Source organism: Snodgrassella sp. CS2, from assembly GCF_050310315.1.
Taxonomy (GTDB): Bacteria; Pseudomonadota; Gammaproteobacteria; order Burkholderiales; family Neisseriaceae; genus Snodgrassella; species Snodgrassella alvi_E.
The window spans coordinates 1-25410 of the sequence record NZ_JBNPBA010000003.1; the positions used below are offsets into that span (position 1 = coordinate 1).

Sequence of the window (25410 nt, forward strand, 5' to 3'; positions counted from 1 at the left end):
ACTTCGGGCTGCATTTGCTGCTGAAACTGCTGCTGACGCTGCTGTTCGCGAATGATTTGCTGTTGCTGCTGACGGTCTAGCTGGGAAGCTACTTCTGTTACCGGCGAGGCGTAAACACTTATAAGACCACTAGCCAAGAAATTGATAAGCAATACGATTTTTTGTAGATACATTTTGCTCTTTAAATATGAAAGTAAATTATGACTGCCTGTGATCCATGTAGCTCTCAAGATAGGCAATATTGCCTTTAATAATGAGGCTGGTATTTTCGTCTTTAAATGGATAGTTAAGAGTAGAGAATATGATTTTATGGAGATTTTTATTCATTTAATCTGGCTGGTTTATAAAAAATATTGCGTTGTGGAATGCTGCCCCTATGCTAAAAATGAAGCAATTAGTCTGAAGATTTCAAATACTGTTTTATTTCCACATAATTTATAAAGAAAATTACTTGAGGTTAGACTTCTGTTTATTGCAACTACAATAATGGACAAATCTATAAAAATATTAGTAACAGGAAGACAATTGTTTCAGAAAGTTTCCAAAAATTATAATCGTCATGATTGCTTTTTAATATTAATTTTTATTAAGAACAATGGAATTTAGTCTATTTAATTACTACTAATATGCATATATGATATTAACAAATTAAATAAATATTATAATAACATTATGATATATATAATAAATATTTTTATTCAAATTTTATTCAATATTATTTTCAGATAAAGACTTTAGCATTAATGAACTGTTAATTTTTAGCAACAATATTAGCATTATCTCTTGATTGCCTATCTAAAATATGAGCCATATGCCATAAAAGATAATGAGATTAATTGATTAAATAGGGGTAAATAACCTGATTCTACTCATGATGTAGTAACTTTGAAAAATCGCATCGTGAAGGTTACTGAAATTTCGAAATCTGAAAAATTTCAAATATGCTATTTGTATGGAGTTGGTTTTATGAATGAGGGGAGAAATAAGCAATACATGTAAGAGACATACTTACAGTCTGCGTATTCAGACTTGGCGAGCCTTTCTTATATCTTTTTTCTCCTCCAATTAAAATCAGCTCTTTTAAGAAGTCTATATGAATTATCTGGAAAATATTGGGTGACAAATCACTATATTGAATTGCAATTGCCCAGATGTTGATATTAAACTTAATAGGAGGAAAAGAAATTATTATTCTAAACTTTTGTTTGCAGTTAAATAACTGATTTCCTTTAATACTTGGTCATTATCAATAAAATGAATAGTTTGCCATCCTCTTTTTTGAGCAGCTACACAATTTTCTTCTGTGTCATCAATTAGGATACAGTGTTGCGCAGTTGTGTTGGCTTGTTGCTCAGCTATTTGAAAGATGGTCTGGTCTGGCTTTCGGCAGCCAACCTTACAAGAATCCACTATTATATCCAGCACGTCATCAAGGTTTATCATAGGCCGCCAGTAAGCTTCCCATTCTCTGACATTATTGGTTAATAAACCTATGGTGAATCCGGCTTTCTTTAGTTGCCGAACTTTATCTATCATCAGAGTATTTGGTTGAATATTTTCAAACCATTGACGCCCGAAATGTTCCAGATCGGCTTTTGAAGTGTCAATATTTGGTTGGAGCTGGGTCAATCTGTTTTTTACCCGTCTGCCCCACTCTTGCTCACTGATTAAACCAATTTCTAGAGGCTCGAGTCCTGTATAGCCAAATTCAGCAGCAGTGTCTTTTACGGCTTGCAACATGATATTTGCTGGTAATTGGGTTTTCTGCTGGTATTGATAGATAATTGCTTTAATTGGTGGCGTAAGTACGCCCCCGAAATCAAACCAGAATATAGGCTTATTCATGATAATGACTCTGCTTTAATGGGATAAAATTTTAAAGGTGACGTCAACACTCGCCATTGTTTTGTCTTTCTGTTTTATCACAATAGGGAACGTAATGGTCTGATTTTCTTGTGAGGTATCCAGTACCATTTTTGCTTTATCTATCACGCAATCTACATCTGACCCTAATTCACAAAAGGCTTTGAAATTCAGGCAGCAAGAGATTAACTCAAGCAGATTTGCCGGTAGTTGAAAACATTTTCTGATAGCGATAAGAGCTGTTTGTTTGCAAAGTTCTACTAAGACCATGCCTGAAATATGGTCTACTTCATGGTCACAAAGTGCCGAATAGCCGGGATCGAAATCTAAAGTTGTTTGAATAGTTGCGTGATTTTCAATCAGGTTGGTTGCTACGACATTTTTACTCAGGTTTTTACCAACCATAAATGCTGGAAGAGGAAAATAATTTTCAGAATAATAATTGTTACCAAGCGAAACAAATTGAATGGCTGTTTTTTTTCTTAATTTGGTCCATAGTGCCTGGTTTAGCCAGTGCATGGTGGTCTGTGAATGAGCACACGGTAAATTGTTGATATAAAGTTGTTCACTTAATGTTAGACCGGTTAAAGTATCGCGTTTGGTTTTAAATGTCAGTATTTTAATGTCTATAAACACATCAGCTGGATAGTTAATCATTTTTAACAATTGATGATTTTTAATTTCTAATTGTGTGTTATCAATGATGAAAATATTGGAAAATGGTATCTGATAGAATTGATGTGTGATGCTAATGGCTGCCTGCCGAAATATTTCCTGTAGCAATATCGCGTCATAATATCCCGTAAGATTATCATTGAAATACATATGCGTACGCGGAAGCTGTGCCGTGACCAGAAACTGATCTTGTTTGGTAGTTTTTATTGAAGTGATAAACACTTCACTTATGGCACGTTTATGTACCAATTTTTTGTTAATGCATTGAGCAGAATATGCCTTTGTCCCCACACTATTTTCATGCTGTAAATCCATTTTTCAGCCCCTATTTAAAATTTTATATTAATCTGCAATTGATTATTATTATGTTTTGTATAGGTGGCAAATATAATCCGTGAATTATTTTAATGTGTTGTAAATTTTCAAAAAAATTTTTATTAAGTATTTATATTCAGGCTTGCTTGGAATTTTATTTTCGGATACTTTGCAGTTATCAATTCTTTTCAATGCCGTTTGGTAGCCACACATAATATTAAGAAGTTTATATTAACTAGCTTTCTGATTGTGTCTGAATCGTTGTTTTTTTATATTTAGCTTGCAGTGTTATTTTGAGTATTACAGTAAATATAAAATGGAAGTTTTTTCTTTAATTAAGAAAAAACTTCCTTTGATTGCCAATACTCTATGATTAATATCTATGGCTGGATGATGTAGGTTCGTGTAATGCTTTTTAGTTGTTGCCAAAGTGATGATGCTGTATCCGTTGATAGTTGTACCAGTTTTTCTGATTAGCCATTAAATTAGTTTGGTTATGTTGCAGCTGGTTATAATTTTGAGAATCATCTTTAATGTCCATACCGTCTTCATGAGTTTCTGCAACGGTAACACTGCCTGACTGGACTTGTTGCTGAAACTCCATTTTGCGTGCTTTCTTATCGAGCATGGAAATGTGAATTTCAGTATCGTATATGCTCTTCAGCTCCAGCAGCTTTTGATATGTGGCAATTAATTCTTTGTTTTCAGGCGTGCGCATGATTTGCCCTTCAAGAAATTCACGGCACTTATTAAATTCTTCGGTTCTCATGGCTGTCTTATTTTGATATTCATAATAATAATTAATTTTACACCATTTAATCTTTTACGCGTTGGAAAAATGAGTATATGACAAATTTATGCTCAAGTTGTATTGAAGCTACAAGTCAAATCTCCAGTGGCATTGAATTAATTGGATGAATCTATTGATATTTATGTTTCAAAATAAGAAATTGATTTGTTGTTGCTGATTGGTTTGTATATTGGATGGTTTTTCTGCTTAAATTTTAAGCACCTTAAAATTGGATTGATTCATCTTGTTTTTTTTAAGTTATCCACAGATATACTCACAAATTTTGTGAAATTTTAGTCAGGCATCTGCCCTAACAGCATAAAATGTATTTAGCATATAAATATTCTTTACAATATGATTTATATAAATTTTTATATTTTTATGATGTAGCACAAACTTTGCTTAATTTTTAAATATTGCGCGTTACTAAGGAAAGAGGCATGTCTGATTATGCTTTGAAGTTTGATACAGTTTTGGTTCCGAAGTTGGGGCAATGATGTTCATAAAATCAATTGTTTCTTATCATTATGGAAACAATCTATCAATACAATATAGTGATAATTCAATGCTGTTTAGGTGTAAGGAATTGTTCAATCTAGGCTGTTAATAACATCACTATTTATTAAATTTATAAATCAGCAAGTTATAAATTAGACTCTATTTTAGCCATTTTAGGTCTTGACATTAATTTTCTAATACCAATATATCTATTAATTAAAATTTTAATGAAGGAAATCTGATGCGATTCGATAAGCTTACAGCAAAGTTTCAGCAAGCATTGCAGGATGCTCAGAGCATTGCTTTGGGTCAGGATGCCGGATATCTTGAGGCTGTTTTTGTATTGAAAGCCTTGCTTGATGATGTGGATAGTGGCAGCGCTGCAATATTGACACAGGCTGGAGCCAATCTGGCACAAGTGAAACAGCAAATTGAAACCACTATTAATGGTTTGCCTAAGGTATCTGGTCAGGGCGGAGAAATTCTGCCGAGTACCGAGTTACAGCACATTTTGAACTTGATGGATAAGGCAGCTACCAAGCGCAATGATGCGTATATCGCCAGTGAATTGTTTTTGCTAGCTGCGGTACAGGAAAATGGACAATGCGGCCGTATTTTGAAACAAGCAGGCGCTACTGAAGATAAATTAAATATGGCTATTGATGCCGTACGTGGGGGGGCAAGTGTGGATAATCCTAATGCAGAAGACCAACGTGAAGCACTGAAAAAATATACAACAGATTTAACAGAAAAAGCCCGTGCCGGCAAACTGGACCCTGTAATCGGACGAGACGATGAAATCCGGCGCACTATTTTGGTGCTGGAACGGCGTACCAAAAATAATCCGGTACTGATTGGTGAACCGGGTGTAGGTAAAACTGCTATTGTTGAGGGCTTGGCTCAGCGGATAGTTAATAATGAAGTACCAGACTCTTTACGCAATAAACGGCTGCTGATGCTGGATTTGGCGAGTTTGATTGCCGGTGCTAAATTCCGAGGAGAATTTGAAGAACGGCTTAAAGCTGTATTGAACGATTTGGCTAAAGATGAAGGCAATACGATTATTTTTATAGATGAAATTCATACTCTGGTTGGTGCTGGTAAGGCTGATGGAGCCATGGATGCAGGTAATATGCTCAAGCCAGCTTTGGCGCGTGGAGAATTGCATTGTATTGGTGCAACAACTTTGGATGAATACCGCCAGTACATTGAAAAAGACCCAGCCTTGGAACGGCGTTTTCAGAAGGTGCTGGTGAAAGAGCCTACGGTTGAAGATACTATTGCAATTTTGCGTGGCTTGCAGGAACGGTATGAAATTTATCATGGTGTAGAAATTACCGATCCGGCTATTGTGGCCGCAGCTGAATTGTCTAACCGGTATATTACTGACCGCTTTCTACCCGATAAGGCAATTGACCTAATTGATGAAGCTGCTTCACTGATTAAGGTGGAAAGTCAGTCTATGCCGGAAAGCATGGATAAGCTGAAACGGAGAGAAATTCAGCTAGAAATTGAGCGCGCATCTTTGGTGAAGGAAGATGACGAAGCCAGTAAAAAACGTCTGGCTTTACTGGATGAAGAACTGGATAACGTTAAGCGTGAATTTGCCAATCTGGATGAAATCTGGAAAGCCGAGCGTGCTAAAGCCCAAGGCAGTGTAACCATTAAAGAACAGATTGATCATCTTAAAGTTCGTATGGATGCACTAAAACGTGAGGGCAAATGGGAGGACGTGGCCAAGCTGCAATATGAGGAATTGCCACGACTTGAAGCTCAGTTACAGGCAGCAGACAGCGGTCAGCATGATACACAGCCAAACAAACTGTTACGCACTAAAGTTGGCTCGGAAGAAATCGCAGAAATTGTATCGCGTATGACAGGTATCCCTGTATCGAAAATGATGGCTGGTGAACGTGAAAAACTACTGAAAATCGAAGAAGTATTGCATGAACGTGTGGTAGGTCAGGATGAAGCTGTTAGAGCTGTAGCTGATGCAATTCGCCGCTCACGTTCTGGTCTGGCTGATCCTAATAAACCTTACGGCAGCTTTTTATTCCTTGGACCTACCGGTGTAGGTAAAACAGAGCTATGCAAAACACTGGCTAGCTTCCTGTTTGACAGTGAAACTCATCTTATTCGTGTAGACATGTCGGAATATATGGAGAAACACTCTGTAGCACGCCTGATTGGTGCGCCTCCCGGCTATGTTGGTTATGAAGAAGGCGGTTTCCTGACCGAGCAGGTACGACGTAATCCTTATAGTGTTGTGTTACTGGATGAAGTGGAAAAAGCCCACCCAGATGTTTTTAACATTTTGTTACAGGTACTGGATGATGGGCGTTTGACAGATGGACAGGGACGTACTGTCGATTTCAAAAACACGGTAATTGTGATGACATCTAATATTGGTAGTCAGGAAATCCAGAAGATGGCGAGTGATGATTACGAAGCCATTAAAGCGGTTGTAATGGAAGAAGTGAAACAATACTTCCGCCCTGAACTGATAAACCGTATTGATGAAGTGGTGGTTTTCCATAGTTTGAATCAGTCTAATATCCGTGCAATTGCAAATATTCAGCTCGCAGGGCTGCGCAACCGCTTGGAAAAAATGGATTTGCACTTGCAAGTTGACGATGCTGCTCTGGATGTACTGGCTAAAGTGGGTTTCGACCCTGTATACGGTGCCCGTCCTTTGAAACGCGCTATCCAGACGGAAATTGAAAATCCGCTGGCTAAGGAATTATTAGCTGGTGATTACGCACCTGACAGTACGATTATGCTAACTGCTCAGGATGGTGTTCTGACGTTTGCCTGATTGTTGTAAAAGAAACCTGCTCAAAAGCAGGTTTCTTTTTAATAATGCATAACAATTGTATAAGCATAAATTTTGTATGATCAGAATTTGATTGATGGGTCACGAAATAGTCAGTTTCTAACCACATCTTTATTATTAACTAATTTCTCAACAATCTTAAAAATGAATTCTCATTAATGTATTCTAATATTTAAACTATATTCGTTTAAATAATTAAAATTATTAATTTTCAGAATTTTATTTATTAATATCATTCAAAAACTTTGATTTTAATCTCTACTAGGTCTGTATTCATTAAAATATAATTTATTAACATATTTACAACTCTATTTTAAAAGTAAGATAATGTTATTATCGCTTTTAAATATATTAGCGGTGCATTACTTTTTATAGTTGTGATATTTTTTGGGAGATTTATATGCACTCTTCTTTAAAAACAATAAAAATAGCGCTATTAACATTATGTCTTTCAGCCGCCTTTAACACTCAGGCAAGCACAATTCAGAATAATTGTAAAACGCTACATCTGAATAACTGCCCTACACCTGTTGACAAAAAACTGCCAAATGTTAAAAACATGCTGACCTGGAATCAGCAGCAGCGTGCAATTGGTTTTCGTAATGATTACCGCTCGTATGCTGGTGATGTATTTCATGCAGCAGGCGGTAAACCTTTACCACGTGCAACACAAAATCTTAATCAGGTAAGTTATCAGCTTCATGGCCAGTCTTATCTGTTGAAAGACTATTTAAAACGCAACAATGTAACCGGTATGATGGTTATAAAAGATGGTAAAGTGGTTTGGGATTATTATGCCAACGGTAATAACCCAACAACTTTATGGACGTCCCGGTCTGTAGGTAAATCGATTGTATCCACCCTAGTGGGTGTGGCTCTTAAAGAAGGTAAAATCAAATCTCTAGATGATAAGGTAGTCAAATATAATCCTGATGTACGTGGTACTGCATGGGAAAACGTTACAATTCGTCAATTGTTGCAACATACTTCTGGTGTTAACTGGAACGAAGACTACACCAATCCTCAATCTGATTTTGCGCAGCTAACCCAATGTGAAGCACATCCCAACACTTATACCTGTGTCAACAATTTAGTTAAAAACCCACAACGTAAAGCCTACGCCAAACCAGGTACAGCTTGGTCTTATTCTTCAGGTGGCGCATGGTTGCTAGGTGATACTCTTGAAAAAGCCACTGGTGAAAATATTGCCAAATATCTTCAGGATAAAATCTGGCAGCCTTTTGGCATGAGTCGTGATGGTGTATGGCATAGTTATGCAGTAGACAAACATGATGTCGGTGCTCATGGTTTTAATGCCACACTTGAGGATTGGGGTAAATTTGGCCTGTTTGTAATGAATAACGGCAAACTACCAAATGGTCAGCAGATTCTGCCGGCAAACTGGGTAAAAGATGCGCGTAGCTGGAATCAGGCAAAAAATTCAGTAAGCAAGCTACATCCAGAAGGTACTTATGGTTATGAATGGTGGAATAATAGTGTACCGGCTAATGCTGCTGATGTAGCACCCAAAACTGGGCTAAACAGTAAAGATACCATGTGGGCTCTGGGTATTTACGGGCAGATTATAATGGTTAATCAGGCGCAGAAACTGGTTATTGTACAATGGTCTACATGGCCGAAAGCTGAGCCTTCTATGCTGGAGCAGCCATTGGAAGCTTCACTGATGTTTAATGCCATTGCCAACAAACTGGCTTCTTAACTGCTATTATTAAGCTTAAGACCACTGCACCAGCAAGCTAAAACACGGTTGCTGGTGCTTTTTCTTGTATATATTAGATGAAAGAAAATGATTGTGGCAAAAGAGATTGAACGTAAATTTCTGGTAACAGGCAATAACTGGCGGGGTCTGGTACCTGCAAAACATTATTGTCAGGGTTACCTTTCCACCATCAAGGAGCGCACAGTGCGTGTGCGTTGCTGTGATAATGAAGCATGGCTAACCATTAAAAGTACAACTCAAGGCATTACGCGTACAGAATTTGAATATCCTATACCGTTGGACGAAGCACGATATATGATTCAGCATCTGGCCGAACAACCTATTATTGAAAAATATCGTTATTGCATACCATTGAATGGTCTTGTGTGGGAGATTGATGAATTTCTAGGCGTTAATCAAGGACTGATTGTGGCTGAAGTGGAACTAAACCATGCACAGGATGAAATTATTTTGCCAGAGTGGATTGGCGAGGAAGTATCAGATGATCCACGCTATTACAACAGTAATCTGGTCAGCAAGCCATTTAGCCAATGGTAGAGTAAACTTTTATTGAAGCCAAACTGGCTTAACTGACCATAGATGTGTAGTTTATTCTTCACCCAACAGTTGTTCACGACTTAACAAGAATACAAAACCATCACCCCCGCTAGTGGATAGCCATGTAAATGGCAACTCTGGAAATGCCTGCTCAAGTATTTCTCGATTGTGACCAATTTCTACCACTAATACGCCATGAGGATTCAGATAACGAGCAGCCTGCTGAATGATTTGTCTGGTTACATCCAGCCCATCTTCACCACTGCCAAGTGCCAGCTCAGGTTCATGTAAATATTCTTCCGGCAGCTGCTCAACAGACGCTGCATCCACATATGGCGGATTAGAAACTATCAAATCATACGTATTGTCTATACCAGTAAATAAATCGGTATGAATTAAATTAATTCGTTCCTGCAATCCATAGTTTTCTACATTAATTGCGGCTACTTCAAGCGCATCTAGACTGATATCAACAGCATCAATTACCGCATCTGGATAGCAATGCGCCATCTGGATTGCCAGCGCCCCACTACCAGTACACAAATCCAGTGCACTGTGTACCAGCTCGTCATATTCAATCCATAACCGCAGAGGTTCGCCTAATAGTTCGTAAATAAATGAACGTGGCACAATCACACGTTCATCCACATAGAATTCATATTCGCCCTGCCAAGCCTGATTGGTTAGATAAGCTACAGGTATACGCTCACTGATACGGCGCTGTACCAGATGAAGCAAGGTACCTTTTTCTGTATCCAGTAACCGCGCATCTAAAAAAGGCTCCAGAGTATCCAGCGGCAAATGTAAGGTATGCAAAATCAAATAGGCAGCCTCATCATAGGCACTATTATTTCCATGGCCGAAAAACAGTTTGGCTTCTTCAAACTGACTGACAGTAAAACGTAAAAAATCTCGTACACTATGCAATTGCTGTGCAGCTGCATCAAATACAGACATGAATCACTCCGGCAATAAAATCAAATGCAGATTATATCAGCTTGTGCGGGAATCTTTCGGAGGCTATTCTGGCTTGCTGTACGTTCAGTAATGAGGGAGTAAGCGCTGATTATGCGGATGATTGACAAACGGCTTCAGCAAACGACGGAAATAGAGTAGATGCGAATGGTGTCTACTATCACCGGCCAGTGCCAGAAAATAATCTTGTACCAGTTGTGCCTGCTGCTCCATATTAAGCTGGCCGAAGTATTTAATTTCATTCAAAGGCGGATAACGGTAGGCACGGCGGTGATGATAACCTGCTTTCATTGCCAGGTAGACACCGGCCAATAAAACCGGAAAACCATGCTGGCTCTGCCATACATGTATTAATTCATGAATTAGCCATGCTTGCCGGCTTAAAGAGGTGGCTACAAAATCATCTGTGAAATAAGCAGCTGGAAAATAAATACGATTGCCGCAGGTAATGGCTGCATGCTGATGAAACTGCCACCAAGCTCCGAAAACAATCTTTACTTCTGACCAATTAGCTGCATGACCAAGTAAATTTGTAACCAGACGCAATTCATTATCTGTTAACGAACGCTCTATCATATTAATTCCGGATATTACGGTGTGTTTTTCTGTACGCTACCCAATTCCAACCATTCCAGACCAAAAAATAGCCGAGAGCAGCCAGAATCATCCCTAGTACAGGTACGCCAACAAGCAAAGGTTTGCCAAATTGTATCACCCATTGCCAGAGCTCCGAACCCAGATGACCAATGGTTAAAGCCGGCAAGGCAGGCATTTCTACACCCCATTGCCCATACATCAGACCGGCACCTATTTCATAAGCACAGTAATAAAGAGGCACATAAGTTAACGGATTAGTATAGAGTGTAGTTAACAATGCCAGTGGTAAATGTGTACGAACAAGGTAAGCCACAATAAGTGCGGTAAAAAATTGTGTTGGACCCGGCATCAGACCACAAAACATTCCAACAGCCACTGCCGAAGCAGCCCGTTCACGATTAAGCTGCCAAAAATAGGGTCGGTCAAACCAGCGTGCGAATGGCTTAAACCAAGGCAAGGCAAATAATGAAGCTTGTGTCGGCATTTTGTATTTAATGTGCCGTATCCATTTAGCCTTTTTATTACGCATTACATCTCTCGGGACAAGAAAGCTGCATTGTTAAATATTCCCATACAGATCTAACTGAGTTGATGAAGTCGGAACCTTTTTTGTTTCATCTGCAAAAATTAATTTTTCTCCTGCATACGATGTTTCTTTTTAACCAATACATACACCGCACCATCATTGCGCTCATTAGGCTGAGCATAGGCAAGAACTTCGGGATGGGCCATCAGCCAGCGCCGTACCAGCATTTTTAATATCGGCTGATAGTCTTTGGAACCCAGACCACTGCCATGAACAATTTCGCCCACGACACCGTATTGCTGTATATATGCGATAAATTCGTTAAGCACTTCCTGTGCTTCTTCTTGTCTGTAACCATGTAAATCCACATAAGCCACTATCGGCCAATGTCTGGCTTGCAAACGTTTAATATCAGCCATACCACGGCCATTTTTACTAAACACCACAGGTGCACTATCTTCCTGATTTTCACCAATATAAAAATAGCTTTCCGTATCCAGCAGCTCTTCCTGCTTCTGACGCGGTTTAATCGGACTATTGTCACGTGGATGCTGAAACTGATTTCTGGCTTTTAACGGCACAATATCCTTACCCATCGCTTCACTGAAAGTGATATCTGTTTGACGCTTTGCTGCTTGCTGTGCCCGTTGCTGCTCTTCAGCCTGACGCTGGGCTCTGGCCAGTTTACCCAGTTGTTGCAACTTTTCTTGAAATGAATTTTCAGCCATATGAGTAACCATTCATATCTAAATACCATTTCCATGATTTTAGCAGAGGCGCAAACTCCAAGTTAAGCTTGACCTTTATTAACTTTGTAAGCGTTTAAGATAGGATTCGTGCTGATTTTCAGTTATCCTAGTGCTGTATAAAATATATTCATTCAGGAACAGATTTTATGACGGCAACTAATGTCTCTCCAAGCTCAGGTAAAGAAACTGATGTCATTATTGTCGGTGCCGGTCCGGCAGGATTGAGTCTGGCACGTGCACTGGCACCATCAGGACTATCAATTACCGTAGTAGAAAAGCAAGATTCGGCTACGCTGGCAGAACCACCGTTTGATGGCAGGGAAATTGCCCTGACCCATTACTCAAAGGAACTCATGCAACAGCTGGATATGTGGGACAAAGTACCGGCAAATGAAATTTATCCTTTGCGTGATGCCAAAGTAATCAATGGTTACTCGAATTATCAACTACATTTCGAACAACCTACTATGGCACGCGGTAAACCAGCGAATACTTTAGGTTTCCTAATCAGTAATCATCATATCCGCCGTGCGGCCTATGAAGCTGTCACCCTATATAAAAACATCAACTTGATTGGGGGACATAGCATTATTGATGTCAGAAATGAAGATAGCAACCACATCGAAGCCACTCTGGATAACGGGCAAACCATCAGCGCCAGATTGCTCATTGCTGCTGATAGCCGCTTTTCAAACACTCGCCGTCAATTAGGTATATCCGCTCAGATTCATGATTTCGGACGTACGGTGATTGTATTCCGCATGCGTCATACCCTGAGCAATCAGCATACTGCTCTGGAATGTTTCCATTATGGCCGTACATTGGCCTTGCTGCCCTTAGAAGAAAATATGACCAACTGCGTGGTCACCATTAATAATGAACGCGCTGGTGAAATTCTAAATATGTCTCCTGCACAACTGGCGGCAGATATTACCAAGCAGCTCAAAGGCAAATTGGGTGACATGCATCTGGTCAGCACTGTGCATCATTACCCGCTTGTTGGCGTTCACGCCAATGCATTCTATGCCCACCGTAGTGCCCTGATTGGTGATGTCGCAGTAGGTATGCATCCGGTTACCGCCCATGGTTTCAATCTAGGGCTGAGTGGAGTTGGTATCCTGTCTAAACTAATCATTGAAGCGGTACAGAAAGGTAAAGACATTGGCAGCCAAACCCTATTGGCACAATACCAGCGCCAGCATATGCCGCATACACGGATGCTTTATCATGGCACCAATGCCATGGTGTCGTTGTTCACCAATGACAGCCATCCTGCTCGGCTGATGCGATCTCTGGTATTACGCATCAGCAATAATCTACCACCAGTGAAAAAACTCATCAGCAAACAGCTCACTGGCTGATATACAGATAATATTATGAAAAAATGCCTGCTGTAATTAATTTCTAGCAGGCATAATTACATAAAATTTTCTGAGCTAAATTAGACCCTGATTGATTTGCTGTAACAATGCCGAAGGATGCTCACTTTGAGTAATTGGACGCCCCATAACCAAATAGCTGCTGCCTGCAGCCAAAGCAGCTTTAGGCGTCATGATTCGACGCTGATCGTCTTTGATGTCAGTACTGAGACGAATACCGGGTGTAACCAATAAAAACTCTTGTCCCAGCTGCTGACGCAATAAAGTGGCTTCCTGTGCAGAGCAAACTACGCCATTCATACCCGCTTGACGGCTCAATTCAGCCAAACGAACAACCGCTTCATCAATTGGCAGGTTCATGCCGGTTTCAGCCAGCTCTGACTGGATCATACTGGTTAAAACTGTTACTGCAATCAATAATGGAGGCTGACTGTAATTGCTGACCGCTTCGGCTGCAGCTTCCATCATTCTGCGCCCTCCCGAAGCATGCATGTCTACCATCCATACACCCATGTCAGCAGCCACCTTACAGGCAGAAGCAACAGTATTGGGAATGTCGTGATATTTCAAATCCAGAAATATTCGATAGCCTTGCAACACCAATTGTTCCACCAGATACCGTCCGGTAGCGGTAAACAACTCTTTGCCGATTTTGAGTTGACATAAACTTGGTTCCAGCTGCTGCACAAATTCAAGCGTTTTTTCCGCACAGGCAAAATCCAGCGCCACAATAACTGGCTTAGCTGGTTGATTAATCAACGTGGTATCTAGCATTAATGGATTCATACTTTATATAGAAAAAATTACAAAATAATAAGAACTACTTAGCTTGTCAGAAGAAGGTTATCCGTCTGAGTGGTTCTGCTTATAAAAAAGATAACTAAACGCTAAGTCTGCCTTAACCAATCTGTGTCAGCTTGCAAACTAAATATCAATGCGGTTTGGCGTAAACGTTTCCCATTTATTGCAGGCTGGGCAATGCCAGAAAAACACTTGTGATTTGAAATGGCAGTGTCGGCAACGATACATCACAGATTTTTGCATCTGCATTCCCACTACCGAACGCATCATATCCACTTCCGCTTTCCATTTCGGGTTTATACTATTCTGCAAAACCCCGAGCAAACGATAAGTTCCCGTGAGTGTAGGTTTGCGCCGTACCAGATCAATAACAATCTCCGTGGCTTTGTCCTCACCATATATAGGTACTGACTTTTCATAAATCACACCGGATAAATCCAACTGAGGAAAGGTCTGGGCAAATCCAATCAAAACTTCAATACCGTCGGCAGCTTTATGTAAACCATCATAAGCATCATACAGGCGCTCACCTACCTGACTCAGATACTCATAATTTTGCTTTTCTATTGCACTATAAGCATCTATCGCAGCCTGATAGTTATGTTGTTTCAGCTCTACATCACCCAAAATCATATTAGCACGGCAGCATTTACGGTTTACCGCCAAAGCCTGAAAAATATATTCGCGCGCTTTATTGTATTCCGAATGGTATAAAGCCAGCTGAGCCAGCTCACAATAAAACTGGGCAATTTCAAACTGATATGTCTGATCACCAGTGCTTAACTCTTCAGCGAGTTTAATTGCTTTTTCCCAGTCGCGATCCTGCTGATAGATATTCAGTAGAATTTGTCGTGCCTGCCGAGCCTTACTGCCATCAAGCAAACCAACCAATATTTGTTCTGCACGATCCACTAGTCCGGCCGCCTGATAGTCTTGTCCGAGCTCAAAAGCAACAGTATCTCGTCGTTCTGCGATGGTTTCTGGTAATTCAAGCAAGCTTTGATGCAGAGCAATGGCTTTATCGTTTTCTCCGCGCTGGCGATACAGCTTACCTAGTGTCAGATGCAGTTCATATGTACTCTGTCTGGCATCATTCTGCTGATCCACTACTTCAGCAAGTTCACGTACCGCAACCGCACTTTTGTGTTCCGCCAGCGCATCCAAACTTTTGTAAAATCCTTCTGGAATAGCTTTTGCCTGTTTCAGCACAGCTCGCATATCCACACGTGCTGCAAACCAACCCATAGCAAAAAATACCGGTAATAAAAAAACTGGCGCCAGCCACATCCAAAAATCATTGCTATCCATGCTGATTATTTACCTTCTGCTCTTCAGAATGATTTTGGCCGTTCACACCTGCATTGGTGGCAATAGTTTCAGTATGAACTGACTGACTGGCAGCTTTCGTTTGCTTATCAATTTTAACCTGCAATTGATTAACCTTACTGCGCAGTCTTAACAGACGACCAAACATAGCAAACACCCCAAACACCGCACCAATAATAAAAAATATCAGCAACAGTACAATCAGCGGTAAATTCAGCATCTGCCCAGGCAGATAATTAAATGTAATCAGTTGTGTATTACTTACAGCCAGTAACAGCAAAGCCAGTAACACCACTATCTTTATTAATGTGTAAATAATCTTCATACCCGTCTACCCCGTAAAGTACTGTTTTCAGAAAAAACAATCATATGCCAGATAACAGCCTGTTTAGCCGAGAAACAACACAGTTTAAACGATTTCACGGCTTTTTAGCAAAAGCAGCCCATGTTTTCAGCATTGGCAAGCAAAACAGGCAGTGTATAATATTTATGTTTACATAAAGTAACAGCAACCACTGGCTAAAGCTAAGACCCTAGGCTGTTGTTACATTGATTCTTGCACTGCCCAAGTCTTAGACCCAGTTTTGCCCTATCCCATGCAGAGCTGAGTTTCGGCCACGCAGCTTAATGTCTTATTTTGGAGAAGTTTTACTATGTCTATGGCCGATCGCGACGGTTTTATCTGGTTTAACGGTAATCTTGTCGACTGGCGAAATGCCCAAACACACGTTTTAACACACACATTACATTATGGCATGGGCGTATTCGAGGGTGTCCGTGCCTACGAAACCTCAAAAGGTGCCGCTATATTCCGCTTGCAGGATCACACCAAACGCCTGTTTAATTCTGCAAAAATTACCGGCATGCACCTGCCCTATACACAAGAACAGATTAATCAGGCTCACATTGAGGTAGTAAAGGCCAACAAACTGTCCTCCTGCTATTTCCGCCCTATGGCTTTTTATGGTTCTAACAAACTGGGGGTAGCTCCGGATCAGAATGATGTACAAGTCATAGTAGCAGCTTGGCCATGGGGTGCTTATCTTGGTGAAGAAGGCATGCAGCGTGGTATCCGCGTGCAAATCAGTTCATTTACCAGACATCACCCTAATATCACCATGATTAAAGCCAAGGCAAATGGCAACTACATGAATTCTATTATGGCCAATACCGAAGCCACCCGTAATGGCTACGATGAAGCCATTATGTTAGATGCTAATGGATTTGTAGCAGAAGGTTCAGGTGAGAATGTCTTTATTATCAATGATGGTAAACTTTACACGCCAGCACTGGATGCCGCACTCGATGGCATTACACGTCGTACTGTAATGGCCATTGCTGCAGATATGCAGTTAACGGTAACTGAAAAACGCATTACCCGTGATGAAGTTTATTGTGCCGATGAAGTATTCTTTACTGGTACCGCAGCTGAAGTTACCCCTATCCGTGAAGTTGATGGACGCACAATCGGCTGCGGCGCACGTGGTCCTCTGACAACTGAAATCCAGCAGCGATACTTCGACATCGTTCACGGCAAAAATGCTAAATATGAATCATGGTTAACCTATATTGACTAAAACTCAGCCAGCAGGCCTGAATAAAGGTATTTCCGCCTATCAAGCCTGCTGGATTTTTTTGTCTTATTGCCGATGTAAGGAAAATATAATGAGTCATTCAGCTCCATCTATGATCACCATCACTCCGCATGATTTACCACTGATATGCAGCGGACCAGAAAACGAAACTTGGAATGGTCATCCACGCGTATTCTTACCTATTCAGTCAAACAGCAGCATAGAATGCCCATATTGCGGCCAGCATTATCATCTGAATGGGATTGCTGAACAGCACCATTGATAAATAATTATTCTGCATAGTAGTGTCAATATTAATCAACCGCGGGTATTGTGGTACAGTAATTAGTAATTTTTCACTCAAGCATTGCAAGCATAAGAAGGATTTGTCATGACAGAAACCACACACAGCCGTCTGATCATTCTCGGTTCCGGACCTGCCGGCTATACCGCAGCCGTATACGCTGCCCGTGCTGGATTGAATCCTACTCTGATTACCGGTATGGCACAGGGTGGTCAGCTGATGACAACTACAGAAGTTGATAACTGGCCGGCAGATGTGAATGGCGTACAAGGTCCAGAACTGATGGAACGCTTTCTGGCTCACGCTGAACGTTTCGGTACCAAGATAGTTTTCGATCACATTAATCAGGTACAGTTGCAGCAGCGTCCATTTACTCTCACCGGTGATATGGGAACATATAGCTGTGACGCATTAATTATTGCCACCGGTGCATCGGCTAAATATCTCGGCTTACCTAGTGAAGAAGCATTTGCCGGCCGTGGCGTTTCCGCCTGCGCCACCTGTGATGGATTTTTCTATAAAGATCAGGATGTAGCAGTGGTAGGTGGTGGTAATACAGCCATTGAAGAAGCACTCTATTTAGCCAATATCGCCCGTACTGTAACCGTTATTCACAGACGAGAAAGTTTCCGTGCCGAAAAAATCATGATTGATAAGCTACTGGAACGGGAAAAAGAAGGCAAAATTATTCTGAAACTCAATGCCAATGTAGACGAAATTCTGGGTGACGATTCTGGCGTCAACGCAGTAAGAATCAACTATACAAACAATGAAAGTGAGCTTCTGGCCGTAAACGGCATTTTCATTGCCATCGGTCACCAACCCAATACACAGATTTTTAAAGGCCAGCTGGATATGGATGCCACCGGCTATCTCATTACCAAAGGAGGCAATGAAGGTAATGTAGGTGCTACCAATATTCCAGGTGTATTTGCTGCTGGCGACGTAAAAGATCACATATACCGTCAGGCCATTACCAGCGCCGCTTCCGGCTGTCAGGCAGCTCTGGATGCAGACCATTATCTTTCCGGCTTAAGCAGCTAATAATTTTTTCAGATATTACCGGCCTATCGGCTTAGTAGCCTGCGGCCGGTTTTAAAGTTTCAACTCTATACTAGCATTTCGCCTAAAAGTAAATATTAGTTATAATGCGGGCTTTAAGCTAACACAAATCACGTTCAAGGATAATAAATATGGGCTTTTTGCAAGGCAAAAAAATCCTCATCACAGGTATGATATCGGAACGCTCTATTGCCTATGGTATTGCCAAAGCCTGTCACGAACAGGGTGCGGAACTGGCCTTCACCTATGTCGTAGACAAACTCGAAGAACGGGTACGTAAAATGGCAGCCGGCCTCGGCTCAGAACTGGTATACCGCTGCGATGTGCAGAGTGATGATGAAATCAATCAGTTATTTTCTGACCTCGGTCAGAGCTGGTCGCAACTAGACGGACTGGTACATGCCATTGCTTTTGCACCCAAAGAGGCTTTAAACGGTGATTTTCTCGATAGCATTACCCGTGAAGCCTTTATGACAGCCCATGAAGTGTCTGCCTATAGTCTGCCTGCACTGGCCAAAGCGGCACGCCCGTTAATGACTGGTCATAACAGTGCCATTCTGGCGTTGACCTATCTTGGTGCAGTTCGTGCCATTCCTAATTATAACGTAATGGGTATGGCTAAAGCTTCGCTGGAAGCTGGTATCCGCTTTACTGCCGCTTGTCTGGGACAGGAAGGTATCCGCTGCAATGGCATTTCTGCCGGCCCGATTAAAACCCTGGCTGCCTCTGGTATTGCCAATTTCAGCCGCCTACTGTCCCACGTTTCAGCACAAAACCCAATTCGCCGGAATATTACCATTGAAGAAGTGGGCAATACGGCAGCTTTTCTGTTATCCGATTTAGCTACTGGCATCACTGGAGAAATCACCTATGTTGACGGTGGCTACAGCATCAATGCATTGGGTGTACCGGAAGATCTAGTCAGTACCCACAATAATGCTTGATTAACAAAAGGTTGTTCCAAGCTGCCTGAATTCAGAATCAGGCAGCTTTTATTATTTTTACACTGCATAACGCTTTCCCTGCATGCCGGCTGGTTTAATCGCGCTAATATAAATGTGCAAGTATTTCATTTATAAGCCAACCATGGAGGCAAATATGAAATTTTTAGAACAGTTTAAAGCTTTTTTAATGCGAGGCAATGTCATTGATCTCGCTGTTGGTATGGTAGTCGGTACTGCATTTACCAATATGGTTAAATCATTGGTTGACGATGTAATCATGCCCCCTATTGGCTTACTAATTGGCGGAGTAGATTTTTCCAATTTGTTCTTTACCTTGCGTGATGGTTCCAAAGCCCCCGGTCCTTACGAGACACTGGGTGCCGCTCAGGCAGCCGGAGCCGTGACCATTAATATTGGTTTATTTATTAATACAGTTATTAGCCTGATTATCGTTGGCTTTGCTATTTTTATGGTGGTAAAAGGGATCAATCGTCTGCATAAAAGCCCACCACAGCAAAGCCATACCAAGCAATGTCCTGAATGCTGTACCGAAATTCCGCTTGAAGCAAAACGTTGTCCGAATTGCACTTCTGAGTTAAATTAATTTAAAAGATTAATCAGCATCCAAACCTAGTGTACACTGCACACAATTAATTAATTGATTCATACCCGATATGCAAAAGCTACATAAACCCTGTAGCTTTTTTTGCGCCAAAACCAAATGAGCATATTGCACGCCACAATGACACCAGATTCGCCTTAAATGCTCATGTAAATTGTTTTACCAGAATAAATCAATCAGACCAACAGGAACAACAATGCAGAATCAGCCCACTCCATTTTATAACCCTCTTCTAAGCTATGAAGAAAACTATCAGCAAGGTCCTTTTGGTGCATTCAGTCTGACACCACCATCTATACCAGAGAAAAAGCAGCCAGAAACTTTTTTAAATCTGGAAGTGAATTTGCCTTTCGGTATTCCTGCAGGTCCATTACTAAATGCCAGCTTTATCAAAGCAGCATTTAACTATGGTTTTGATTTATGTGTGTACAAAACCGTACGTAGCCGTGCACATGCCAGCCATCCGTTACCTAATGTATTATCGGTGCACCCTGAGAACCAATTGTCTGCCGGCGTAGATACAGTTTTAGCTGATACCAATTACACCACGCCGTTATCAATTACCAATTCTTTTGGCGTGCCTTCCTTTAATCCTGATATCTGGCAGCCTGATATGGCTGCAGCTGTAAATGCTGCACATAAAGGGCAATTTCTGATTGGCAGTTTTCAAGGCACCGCAGGTAATGAAGCCAGTATCGAAAGAGATTATGCCAAAACTGCCCTTCTTGTAGCAGAAACCGAAGCCCCCATATTAGAGGCCAATTTAAGCTGTCCCAATGAAGGGGTAAACCAATTATTGTGCTTTGATTTCCCTAAGGTCGAACGCATAGCCAAGGAAATCAAAAACGCCGTACCTGATAAACCCCTATTTCTTAAACTTGCTTATTTTGCTAATGATGAAGCTATTTACCCGTTGCTGCACGTATTGGACGGTGTGGTAGATGGTTACAGTACCATCAACACATTGTCAGCCAGGCCGGTAAATGCAGATGGAAAACCAGCGTTGGGACAAAACCGACCTACAGGCGGGGTTTGTGGTGATGCTATTCGCTGGGCTGGCCTAGAAATGGTAGAACGTTTGCACAGATTAAGAACCCGACTAAATAATCACTTTGCCATAATCGGCGTAGGTGGTGTCAGCAATGCAGAGCATTATCTGGCTTATCGAGCAGCCGGAGCTGATGCAGTGATGAGTGCAACCGGTGCGATGTGGAACCCTCAACTGGCTTTGCAGATAAAAAGCAGTCTGAATAAATAAATAATTGCCGGTAACTTGATTAAGCTTACCGGCATTTTTATATCAATCCTTATTTCAGCGGCAGATACGATAAGGTTCATCCATGACGACAAAATCTTTTTCTTCAAGAGCTTCAGCAATCCACTCAGCCACCGCTTCGGTAGTACATATAGTTTCTATATAATGTTTCAGAACGTTTGAAACAGGTATCTGATATCCTTTCAATCTCAAGCACATCGGAGCATAAAATGCATCTGCAATGCTAAAATTACCAAACAGATACGAGCTATCAGATTCTGTAAGTAAAAATGATAAATGATTATCTAAAAAATTGATTTCATCTCTGAGTGTTGGAAAATCACGAAGTTTTATCTGCCCGATTTCAGGTAAGACTGCCTCAATATTCATAGCTAAATGCTGGCGTATATGACTATACCCACTGTGCATTTTGGCCGTTACGCTTCTTGCTTTAGCGCGAATTTTATAATTTTGAGGCCATAAAGGAAGTTGAGGATGCCGTTCGGCCAGATATTCGCAGATAGCAAGAGAATCGCTTATCACCAGTTCATTATCTGATAAAATCGGTACCGTACCATAAGGATTCAATGCCAAAATGGTTTGTTTGAACTTTGAATCGGCATCGAAGTTGTCAAAACGAACCATTATTTCAGTAAAATCTATCTGAAAATGTTTCATCACTAGCCAAGGTCGCATAGACCAAGTTGAATAATTTTTATTACCGATATAAAGAGAATAGCTCATCGCTCATGTTTTCCTTATAGAAAAATATTTGTCAAAATAATTAATTTATTTACCCTTTTTTTCTATTATATTAGAACATTTATACCATAAACAATGAAAGCTGAATCTTTCACCCTAATGCATAAATTCGGTACAATCGGTACAATAAGAACTCAAATTTATTAGTCTTTACAACAGTCACACGTACATGCTCAGCTATCGTCATGCATTTCACGCCGGTAATCATGCCGACATTCTAAAACATTATTGTCTGATATCAGTTCTAGAATATTTTAAGCTTAAAGACAAAGCATATTGCTATATAGACACCCATGCTGGAGCAGGTCTATACAGCCTGAACAGCAAAGAGGCTCAAAAAGTAGGCGAATACCGTGAGGGAATTAAAAGAATTTTAGATAAAGAAAATCTGGATGCCAGTCTGCAAACTTTCCGTGAAGTAGTTATAGCCAGCCTACCAGATACAGAAAATTATTATTGTGGTTCACCATGGCTTGCTCAGGCAGTGGCTCGTGAACAAGATCGTCTGAGACTGTTTGAATTACATCCAACAGATGCAGAATTATTACGAAGTAATATGCGCAATATAAAATTGCCCAACCGAGTTCAGGTCTTTTGTGATGATGGATTCAAGGGTTTATTGTCAATGCTGCCGCCACCAAGCCGTCGCGCAGTAGTATTAATCGATCCACCCTATGAAGTAAAACATGATTATCAGCAGGTTGTGGATACACTTAAAGCTGCAATAAAAAAATTTTCTAACGGCTGTTATATGGTCTGGTATCCTTGTCTTGGCAGCGCAGAAAGCCAGAAGTTACCTATGAAACTGCAAAAACTAGTTCCAGATAACTTTGTACAAGCAGAACTTCACGTTAAATCCCCGCAGCCAGACGGTTTTGGTATGCATGGCAGTGGAATGTTTATTATTAATCCGCCTTACACCCTGCCTCAGCAATTAGCAGAAGTTTTACCAGCATTAACTCAGCTATTGGCACAGGATAACAGTGCCCATTTTGTTTTACAGTCTCACATTGCCTGAAAATCATCTGCTTATCAGTCAAGCAAACAAGGCTACTGTATAATGGCCTAGAATTTTAAAAGGGAGTATTTGCATGTCCGTTTTACTGTCTGATTATTTGTATCAGCAACAACAAAACTATGCAGTCACACCATTATTACCTGAAGTTATCACCAGCATCAGCAATGCGTGTCTACTCATTAACCGCGAAATCCGCTTAGGTGCACTGGATAATATATTGGGTAGCGCTCATACTGGCAATATTCAGGGCGAAGAGCAGAAAAAGCTGGATGTACTGTCCAACCGGATAATGATTGACACATTGTCTTCCAATCCAGCCATCGCCGGTCTGGCTAGTGAAGAAGAAGATTCCTTTGTCACTGCTAATAGCGATGGTCAATTTCTGGTTCTCTTTGACCCACTTGATGGCAGCTCCAATATTGATGTCAATATTTCCATCGGTACCATTTTTTCGGTGCTGGCAAAACCCACTGGTGCCCTGACTACCGAAAGCTTCTTACAGTGCGGCCGTAAGCAGCTGGCCAGCGGCTATGTTCTGTATGGTCCACAAACCATACTGGTACTGACGCTGAAACATGGCATCGCCATGTTTACCCTGAATGAACAAAACCAGTTTCAGCTGACACAGAAAAATCCGCAAATACCAGCTACTACAGCCGAATTTGCTATCAATATGTCCAATCAGCGTCACTGGCAGCCGGCAATGCAGAAATATATAGCCGAACTGCTAGCTGGTAAAACTGGCAACCGCGGTAAAGACTATAATATGCGTTGGGTTGCATCCATGGTAGCGGAAGTGCATCGTATTCTAATGCGCGGCGGTATCTTTACTTACCCGCAGGATAATCGTAATCCTGACAAGCCAGGCAAGCTGAGATTAATGTATGAAGCTAATCCCATGAGTCTGTTAATTGAACAGGCACAGGGTGCGGCCACTGATACCAAACAAAATATTCTTGATATCCAGCCATATGGACTACACCAGCGAGTTGCTGTCGTACTTGGTAGCAAAGAAGAAGTGGATTACGTCACTGCCATGCATCAAGCAAATTAACCATTGCAGCTAAAAGCTGCAACTTTTTGTTTCACTCCCGTCTGGAGATTTCCATGATTAAATTAACTACCAATTTCGGCGTTATCGGCATCGAATTAGACCATGACAAAGCACCGAAAACCGCAGCCAACTTCGAACGCTATGTACGTGAAGGTTTCTATGATGGCACCATTTTTCACCGTGTAATCGATGGTTTCATGATACAAGGTGGCGGTTTCGACAAAGACATGCAACAAAAACCTACACATGAACCAATTGAGAATGAAGCGAATAATGGCCTGAAAAATGACCAATATACCATCGCTATGGCACGCACCATGCAGCCTCACTCAGCCAGCGCACAATTTTTTATCAATGTAAAAGACAATGACTTCCTGAATCACACCAAACCTGATTTACACGGCTGGGGTTATGCCGTATTCGGTAAAGTGGTTGAAGGACAGGATGTAGTTGATAAAATAAAAAGTGTTAAAACTGGTAATCATGGCGGCCATCAGGATGTACCAGTAGAAAATGTAGTAATTGAAAAAGCTGAAATTGTTTAATTAGCACAACAAAAAAGCAGCCATGACCGGCTGCTTTTTTAATATAAATATGCGTATAAAATTATAGGATAAAAATTTTGAACGCACAAAAATACCCAATCTTTCAACAGATAGGGTATTTTATTTTTGCCTATTTATTGTAGCGGCTTCATATTCATCACTTCCATAAGGAAGTTTGTAAAAGCTGGATTGGCTGGTTTAGAACGCATTACCGGCCAACGCTGCTGCCAGCCAGACAAAGCATTCTGTATATAGGCCTTGGATTGTGCAGTATCAATCGTACCCTGCTGACTTTCTACAGCACTACGCAAATAAATGGCAAACATGTCATCGTCTACCATATTATGTCCTACCTGAGCCAAACGAAACTGATCCAGCAATTGTGCGGCCTGCACTTTGGTTATGCTACCCTGTGAAACCTGAAAACTTAAACGGGTAGCCTCATCGCGGATTTTGGCCACATCAGACCAGTGGCTGCTGGCAAGATGATACTCATTATTTACTGCAGTGCCGTCAACTACCTGTACCGGTTTGACTTCTTTATTTGCCTGCTTCGCGGATAAAGGTACATCTATAGATGAACAACCACCTAAAAATGCTGCTACGACACATAATGCTAATGTTTTTTTCATCATTTGTTTACTCAACGTATATTGCTTAAAACA

General features: G+C 40.9%; 25 protein-coding genes. 13 read left to right on the top strand and 12 right to left on the bottom strand.

Annotation, left to right across the window (positions count from 1 at the left end):
- Positions 1-1188 precede the first annotated feature (1188 nt).
- From ACQP6D_RS05315 to ACQP6D_RS05325, 3 genes are all read right to left on the bottom strand, one after another.
- Positions 1189-1845 carry an HAD family hydrolase gene (locus ACQP6D_RS05315; RefSeq protein WP_367418533.1) on the bottom strand — a complete coding sequence of 219 codons (657 nt, stop codon included), beginning with the start codon at positions 1843-1845 and terminating at the stop codon, positions 1189-1191.
- A 15-nt stretch (positions 1846-1860) separates the two neighbouring features.
- A complete protein-coding gene (locus ACQP6D_RS05320; RefSeq protein ID WP_427857633.1) occupies positions 1861-2853 on the bottom strand; it encodes an AfsA-related hotdog domain-containing protein in 993 nt (330 codons plus the stop codon).
- 415 nt (positions 2854-3268) lie between these two features.
- Positions 3269-3571, bottom strand: coding sequence for a hypothetical protein (locus ACQP6D_RS05325; RefSeq protein WP_143558419.1), 303 nt, complete (start codon positions 3569-3571; stop codon positions 3269-3271).
- Between the two features lie 811 nt (positions 3572-4382).
- Here ACQP6D_RS05325 and clpB point away from each other — a divergent pair.
- From clpB to ACQP6D_RS05340, 3 genes are all read left to right on the top strand, one after another.
- A complete protein-coding gene (gene clpB, locus ACQP6D_RS05330; RefSeq protein ID WP_427857634.1) occupies positions 4383-6956 on the top strand; it encodes an ATP-dependent chaperone ClpB in 2574 nt (857 codons plus the stop codon).
- Positions 6957-7533: 577 nt separating this feature from the next.
- Positions 7534-8694, top strand: a complete 1161-nt coding sequence (locus tag ACQP6D_RS05335) for a serine hydrolase domain-containing protein (protein WP_427857635.1) — start codon at positions 7534-7536, stop codon at positions 8692-8694.
- Between the two features lie 87 nt (positions 8695-8781).
- Positions 8782-9252 (top strand): CYTH domain-containing protein, encoded by a 471-nt coding sequence (locus ACQP6D_RS05340; protein ID WP_427857636.1) that lies wholly within the window; start codon positions 8782-8784, stop codon positions 9250-9252.
- A gap of 51 nt (positions 9253-9303) precedes the next feature.
- Here ACQP6D_RS05340 and prmB read toward each other — a convergent pair whose 3' ends face one another.
- The 4 genes from prmB to ACQP6D_RS05360 form a co-directional block, all read right to left on the bottom strand.
- A complete protein-coding gene (gene prmB, locus ACQP6D_RS05345; protein ID WP_427857637.1) occupies positions 9304-10209 on the bottom strand; it encodes a 50S ribosomal protein L3 N(5)-glutamine methyltransferase in 906 nt (301 codons plus the stop codon).
- 84 nt (positions 10210-10293) lie between these two features.
- Positions 10294-10803 (bottom strand): type IV secretion protein Rhs, encoded by a 510-nt coding sequence (locus ACQP6D_RS05350; protein WP_267408846.1) that lies wholly within the window; start codon positions 10801-10803, stop codon positions 10294-10296.
- A gap of 1 nt (position 10804) precedes the next feature.
- Positions 10805-11353, bottom strand: a complete 549-nt coding sequence (locus ACQP6D_RS05355; protein WP_427857638.1) for a DUF2062 domain-containing protein — start codon at positions 11351-11353, stop codon at positions 10805-10807.
- A gap of 98 nt (positions 11354-11451) precedes the next feature.
- Positions 11452-12078 (bottom strand): Smr/MutS family protein, encoded by a 627-nt coding sequence (locus ACQP6D_RS05360; protein WP_427857639.1) that lies wholly within the window; start codon positions 12076-12078, stop codon positions 11452-11454.
- A gap of 167 nt (positions 12079-12245) precedes the next feature.
- Here ACQP6D_RS05360 and ubiM point away from each other — a divergent pair, with 167 nt between their 5' ends.
- The gene (ubiM, locus tag ACQP6D_RS05365) at positions 12246-13460 is read left to right on the top strand and encodes a 5-demethoxyubiquinol-8 5-hydroxylase UbiM (protein WP_427857640.1); all 1215 of its coding nucleotides are present in this window, start codon (positions 12246-12248) and stop codon (positions 13458-13460) included.
- A gap of 75 nt (positions 13461-13535) precedes the next feature.
- Here the strand turns inward: ubiM and pyrF are convergent, their stop codons facing one another.
- The 3 genes from pyrF to ACQP6D_RS05380 form a co-directional block, all read right to left on the bottom strand.
- Positions 13536-14264 carry an orotidine-5'-phosphate decarboxylase gene (gene pyrF / locus ACQP6D_RS05370; protein WP_427857641.1) on the bottom strand — a complete coding sequence of 243 codons (729 nt, stop codon included), beginning with the start codon at positions 14262-14264 and terminating at the stop codon, positions 13536-13538.
- 138 nt (positions 14265-14402) lie between these two features.
- Positions 14403-15587 carry a lipopolysaccharide assembly protein LapB gene (lapB, locus tag ACQP6D_RS05375; RefSeq protein ID WP_100152083.1) on the bottom strand — a complete coding sequence of 395 codons (1185 nt, stop codon included), beginning with the start codon at positions 15585-15587 and terminating at the stop codon, positions 14403-14405.
- Positions 15580-15930 carry a lipopolysaccharide assembly protein LapA domain-containing protein gene (locus ACQP6D_RS05380; RefSeq protein ID WP_100141493.1) on the bottom strand — a complete coding sequence of 117 codons (351 nt, stop codon included), beginning with the start codon at positions 15928-15930 and terminating at the stop codon, positions 15580-15582. Before ACQP6D_RS05380 ends, lapB begins: the two co-directional genes overlap by 8 nt.
- Before the next feature lie 328 nt (positions 15931-16258).
- Here ACQP6D_RS05380 and ACQP6D_RS05385 point away from each other — a divergent pair, with 328 nt between their 5' ends.
- From ACQP6D_RS05385 to ACQP6D_RS05410, 6 genes are all read left to right on the top strand, one after another.
- Positions 16259-17182, top strand: a complete 924-nt coding sequence (locus tag ACQP6D_RS05385) for a branched-chain amino acid transaminase (RefSeq protein ID WP_100152085.1) — start codon at positions 16259-16261, stop codon at positions 17180-17182.
- Positions 17183-17270: 88 nt separating this feature from the next.
- On the top strand, positions 17271-17462 hold the full coding sequence (locus ACQP6D_RS05390) for a zinc-finger domain-containing protein (protein ID WP_427857642.1): 192 nt from the start codon (positions 17271-17273) through the stop codon (positions 17460-17462).
- 108 nt (positions 17463-17570) lie between these two features.
- A complete protein-coding gene (gene trxB, locus ACQP6D_RS05395; RefSeq protein ID WP_100141496.1) occupies positions 17571-18527 on the top strand; it encodes a thioredoxin-disulfide reductase in 957 nt (318 codons plus the stop codon).
- A gap of 149 nt (positions 18528-18676) precedes the next feature.
- The gene (fabI, locus tag ACQP6D_RS05400; protein ID WP_100141497.1) at positions 18677-19489 is read left to right on the top strand and encodes an enoyl-ACP reductase FabI; all 813 of its coding nucleotides are present in this window, start codon (positions 18677-18679) and stop codon (positions 19487-19489) included.
- A 154-nt stretch (positions 19490-19643) separates the two neighbouring features.
- Entirely contained in the window at positions 19644-20093 is a 450-nt protein-coding gene (mscL, locus tag ACQP6D_RS05405) for a large conductance mechanosensitive channel protein MscL (RefSeq protein WP_267403350.1), read from the top strand.
- Positions 20094-20307: 214 nt separating this feature from the next.
- Positions 20308-21369: a hypothetical protein gene (locus ACQP6D_RS05410; protein ID WP_427857643.1), complete on the top strand. Its 1062-nt coding sequence runs from the start codon at positions 20308-20310 to the stop codon at positions 21367-21369.
- 54 nt (positions 21370-21423) lie between these two features.
- Here the strand turns inward: ACQP6D_RS05410 and ACQP6D_RS05415 are convergent, their stop codons facing one another.
- The gene (locus ACQP6D_RS05415; protein WP_427857644.1) at positions 21424-22110 is read right to left on the bottom strand and encodes a glutathione S-transferase family protein; all 687 of its coding nucleotides are present in this window, start codon (positions 22108-22110) and stop codon (positions 21424-21426) included.
- 187 nt (positions 22111-22297) lie between these two features.
- Between ACQP6D_RS05415 and ACQP6D_RS05420 the strand changes: the two genes are divergently transcribed.
- The 3 genes from ACQP6D_RS05420 (at position 22298) to ACQP6D_RS05430 (ending at position 24745) form a co-directional block, all read left to right on the top strand.
- On the top strand, positions 22298-23146 hold the full coding sequence (locus ACQP6D_RS05420) for a 23S rRNA (adenine(2030)-N(6))-methyltransferase RlmJ (RefSeq protein WP_427857645.1): 849 nt from the start codon (positions 22298-22300) through the stop codon (positions 23144-23146).
- A gap of 73 nt (positions 23147-23219) precedes the next feature.
- Positions 23220-24200: a class 1 fructose-bisphosphatase gene (locus ACQP6D_RS05425; RefSeq protein ID WP_427857646.1), complete on the top strand. Its 981-nt coding sequence runs from the start codon at positions 23220-23222 to the stop codon at positions 24198-24200.
- 53 nt (positions 24201-24253) lie between these two features.
- A complete protein-coding gene (locus tag ACQP6D_RS05430; protein WP_267389994.1) occupies positions 24254-24745 on the top strand; it encodes a peptidylprolyl isomerase in 492 nt (163 codons plus the stop codon).
- A gap of 134 nt (positions 24746-24879) precedes the next feature.
- On the opposite strand, the gene ACQP6D_RS05435 is transcribed toward ACQP6D_RS05430, so the two are convergent.
- Entirely contained in the window at positions 24880-25377 is a 498-nt protein-coding gene (locus tag ACQP6D_RS05435; protein ID WP_100141503.1) for a prokaryotic membrane lipolipid attachment site family protein, read from the bottom strand.
- Positions 25378-25410: the final 33 nt, after the last annotated feature.

Excerpts from the sequence above, each read along its gene's own strand:
- ACQP6D_RS05315 (WP_367418533.1), bottom strand. The coding sequence starts at position 1,845 with ATGAATAAGCCTATATTCTGGTTTGATTTCGGGGGCGTACTTACGCCA.
- ACQP6D_RS05320 (WP_427857633.1), bottom strand. The coding sequence starts at position 2,853 with ATGGATTTACAGCATGAAAATAGTGTGGGGACAAAGGCATATTCTGCT.
- ACQP6D_RS05325 (WP_143558419.1), bottom strand. The coding sequence starts at position 3,571 with ATGCGCACGCCTGAAAACAAAGAATTAATTGCCACATATCAAAAGCTG.
- clpB (WP_427857634.1), top strand. The coding sequence starts at position 4,383 with ATGCGATTCGATAAGCTTACAGCAAAGTTTCAGCAAGCATTGCAGGAT.
- ACQP6D_RS05335 (WP_427857635.1), top strand. The coding sequence starts at position 7,534 with ATGCTGACCTGGAATCAGCAGCAGCGTGCAATTGGTTTTCGTAATGAT.
- ACQP6D_RS05340 (WP_427857636.1), top strand. The coding sequence starts at position 8,782 with ATGATTGTGGCAAAAGAGATTGAACGTAAATTTCTGGTAACAGGCAAT.
- prmB (WP_427857637.1), bottom strand. The coding sequence starts at position 10,209 with ATGTCTGTATTTGATGCAGCTGCACAGCAATTGCATAGTGTACGAGAT.
- ACQP6D_RS05350 (WP_267408846.1), bottom strand. The coding sequence starts at position 10,803 with ATGATAGAGCGTTCGTTAACAGATAATGAATTGCGTCTGGTTACAAAT.
- ACQP6D_RS05355 (WP_427857638.1), bottom strand. The coding sequence starts at position 11,353 with ATGCGTAATAAAAAGGCTAAATGGATACGGCACATTAAATACAAAATG.
- ACQP6D_RS05360 (WP_427857639.1), bottom strand. The coding sequence starts at position 12,078 with ATGGCTGAAAATTCATTTCAAGAAAAGTTGCAACAACTGGGTAAACTG.
- ubiM (WP_427857640.1), top strand. The coding sequence starts at position 12,246 with ATGACGGCAACTAATGTCTCTCCAAGCTCAGGTAAAGAAACTGATGTC.
- pyrF (WP_427857641.1), bottom strand. The coding sequence starts at position 14,264 with ATGAATCCATTAATGCTAGATACCACGTTGATTAATCAACCAGCTAAG.
- lapB (WP_100152083.1), bottom strand. The coding sequence starts at position 15,587 with ATGGATAGCAATGATTTTTGGATGTGGCTGGCGCCAGTTTTTTTATTA.
- ACQP6D_RS05380 (WP_100141493.1), bottom strand. The coding sequence starts at position 15,930 with ATGAAGATTATTTACACATTAATAAAGATAGTGGTGTTACTGGCTTTG.
- ACQP6D_RS05385 (WP_100152085.1), top strand. The coding sequence starts at position 16,259 with ATGTCTATGGCCGATCGCGACGGTTTTATCTGGTTTAACGGTAATCTT.
- ACQP6D_RS05390 (WP_427857642.1), top strand. The coding sequence starts at position 17,271 with ATGAGTCATTCAGCTCCATCTATGATCACCATCACTCCGCATGATTTA.
- trxB (WP_100141496.1), top strand. The coding sequence starts at position 17,571 with ATGACAGAAACCACACACAGCCGTCTGATCATTCTCGGTTCCGGACCT.
- fabI (WP_100141497.1), top strand. The coding sequence starts at position 18,677 with ATGGGCTTTTTGCAAGGCAAAAAAATCCTCATCACAGGTATGATATCG.
- mscL (WP_267403350.1), top strand. The coding sequence starts at position 19,644 with ATGAAATTTTTAGAACAGTTTAAAGCTTTTTTAATGCGAGGCAATGTC.
- ACQP6D_RS05410 (WP_427857643.1), top strand. The coding sequence starts at position 20,308 with ATGCAGAATCAGCCCACTCCATTTTATAACCCTCTTCTAAGCTATGAA.
- ACQP6D_RS05415 (WP_427857644.1), bottom strand. The coding sequence starts at position 22,110 with ATGAGCTATTCTCTTTATATCGGTAATAAAAATTATTCAACTTGGTCT.
- ACQP6D_RS05420 (WP_427857645.1), top strand. The coding sequence starts at position 22,298 with ATGCTCAGCTATCGTCATGCATTTCACGCCGGTAATCATGCCGACATT.
- ACQP6D_RS05425 (WP_427857646.1), top strand. The coding sequence starts at position 23,220 with ATGTCCGTTTTACTGTCTGATTATTTGTATCAGCAACAACAAAACTAT.
- ACQP6D_RS05430 (WP_267389994.1), top strand. The coding sequence starts at position 24,254 with ATGATTAAATTAACTACCAATTTCGGCGTTATCGGCATCGAATTAGAC.
- ACQP6D_RS05435 (WP_100141503.1), bottom strand. The coding sequence starts at position 25,377 with ATGAAAAAAACATTAGCATTATGTGTCGTAGCAGCATTTTTAGGTGGT.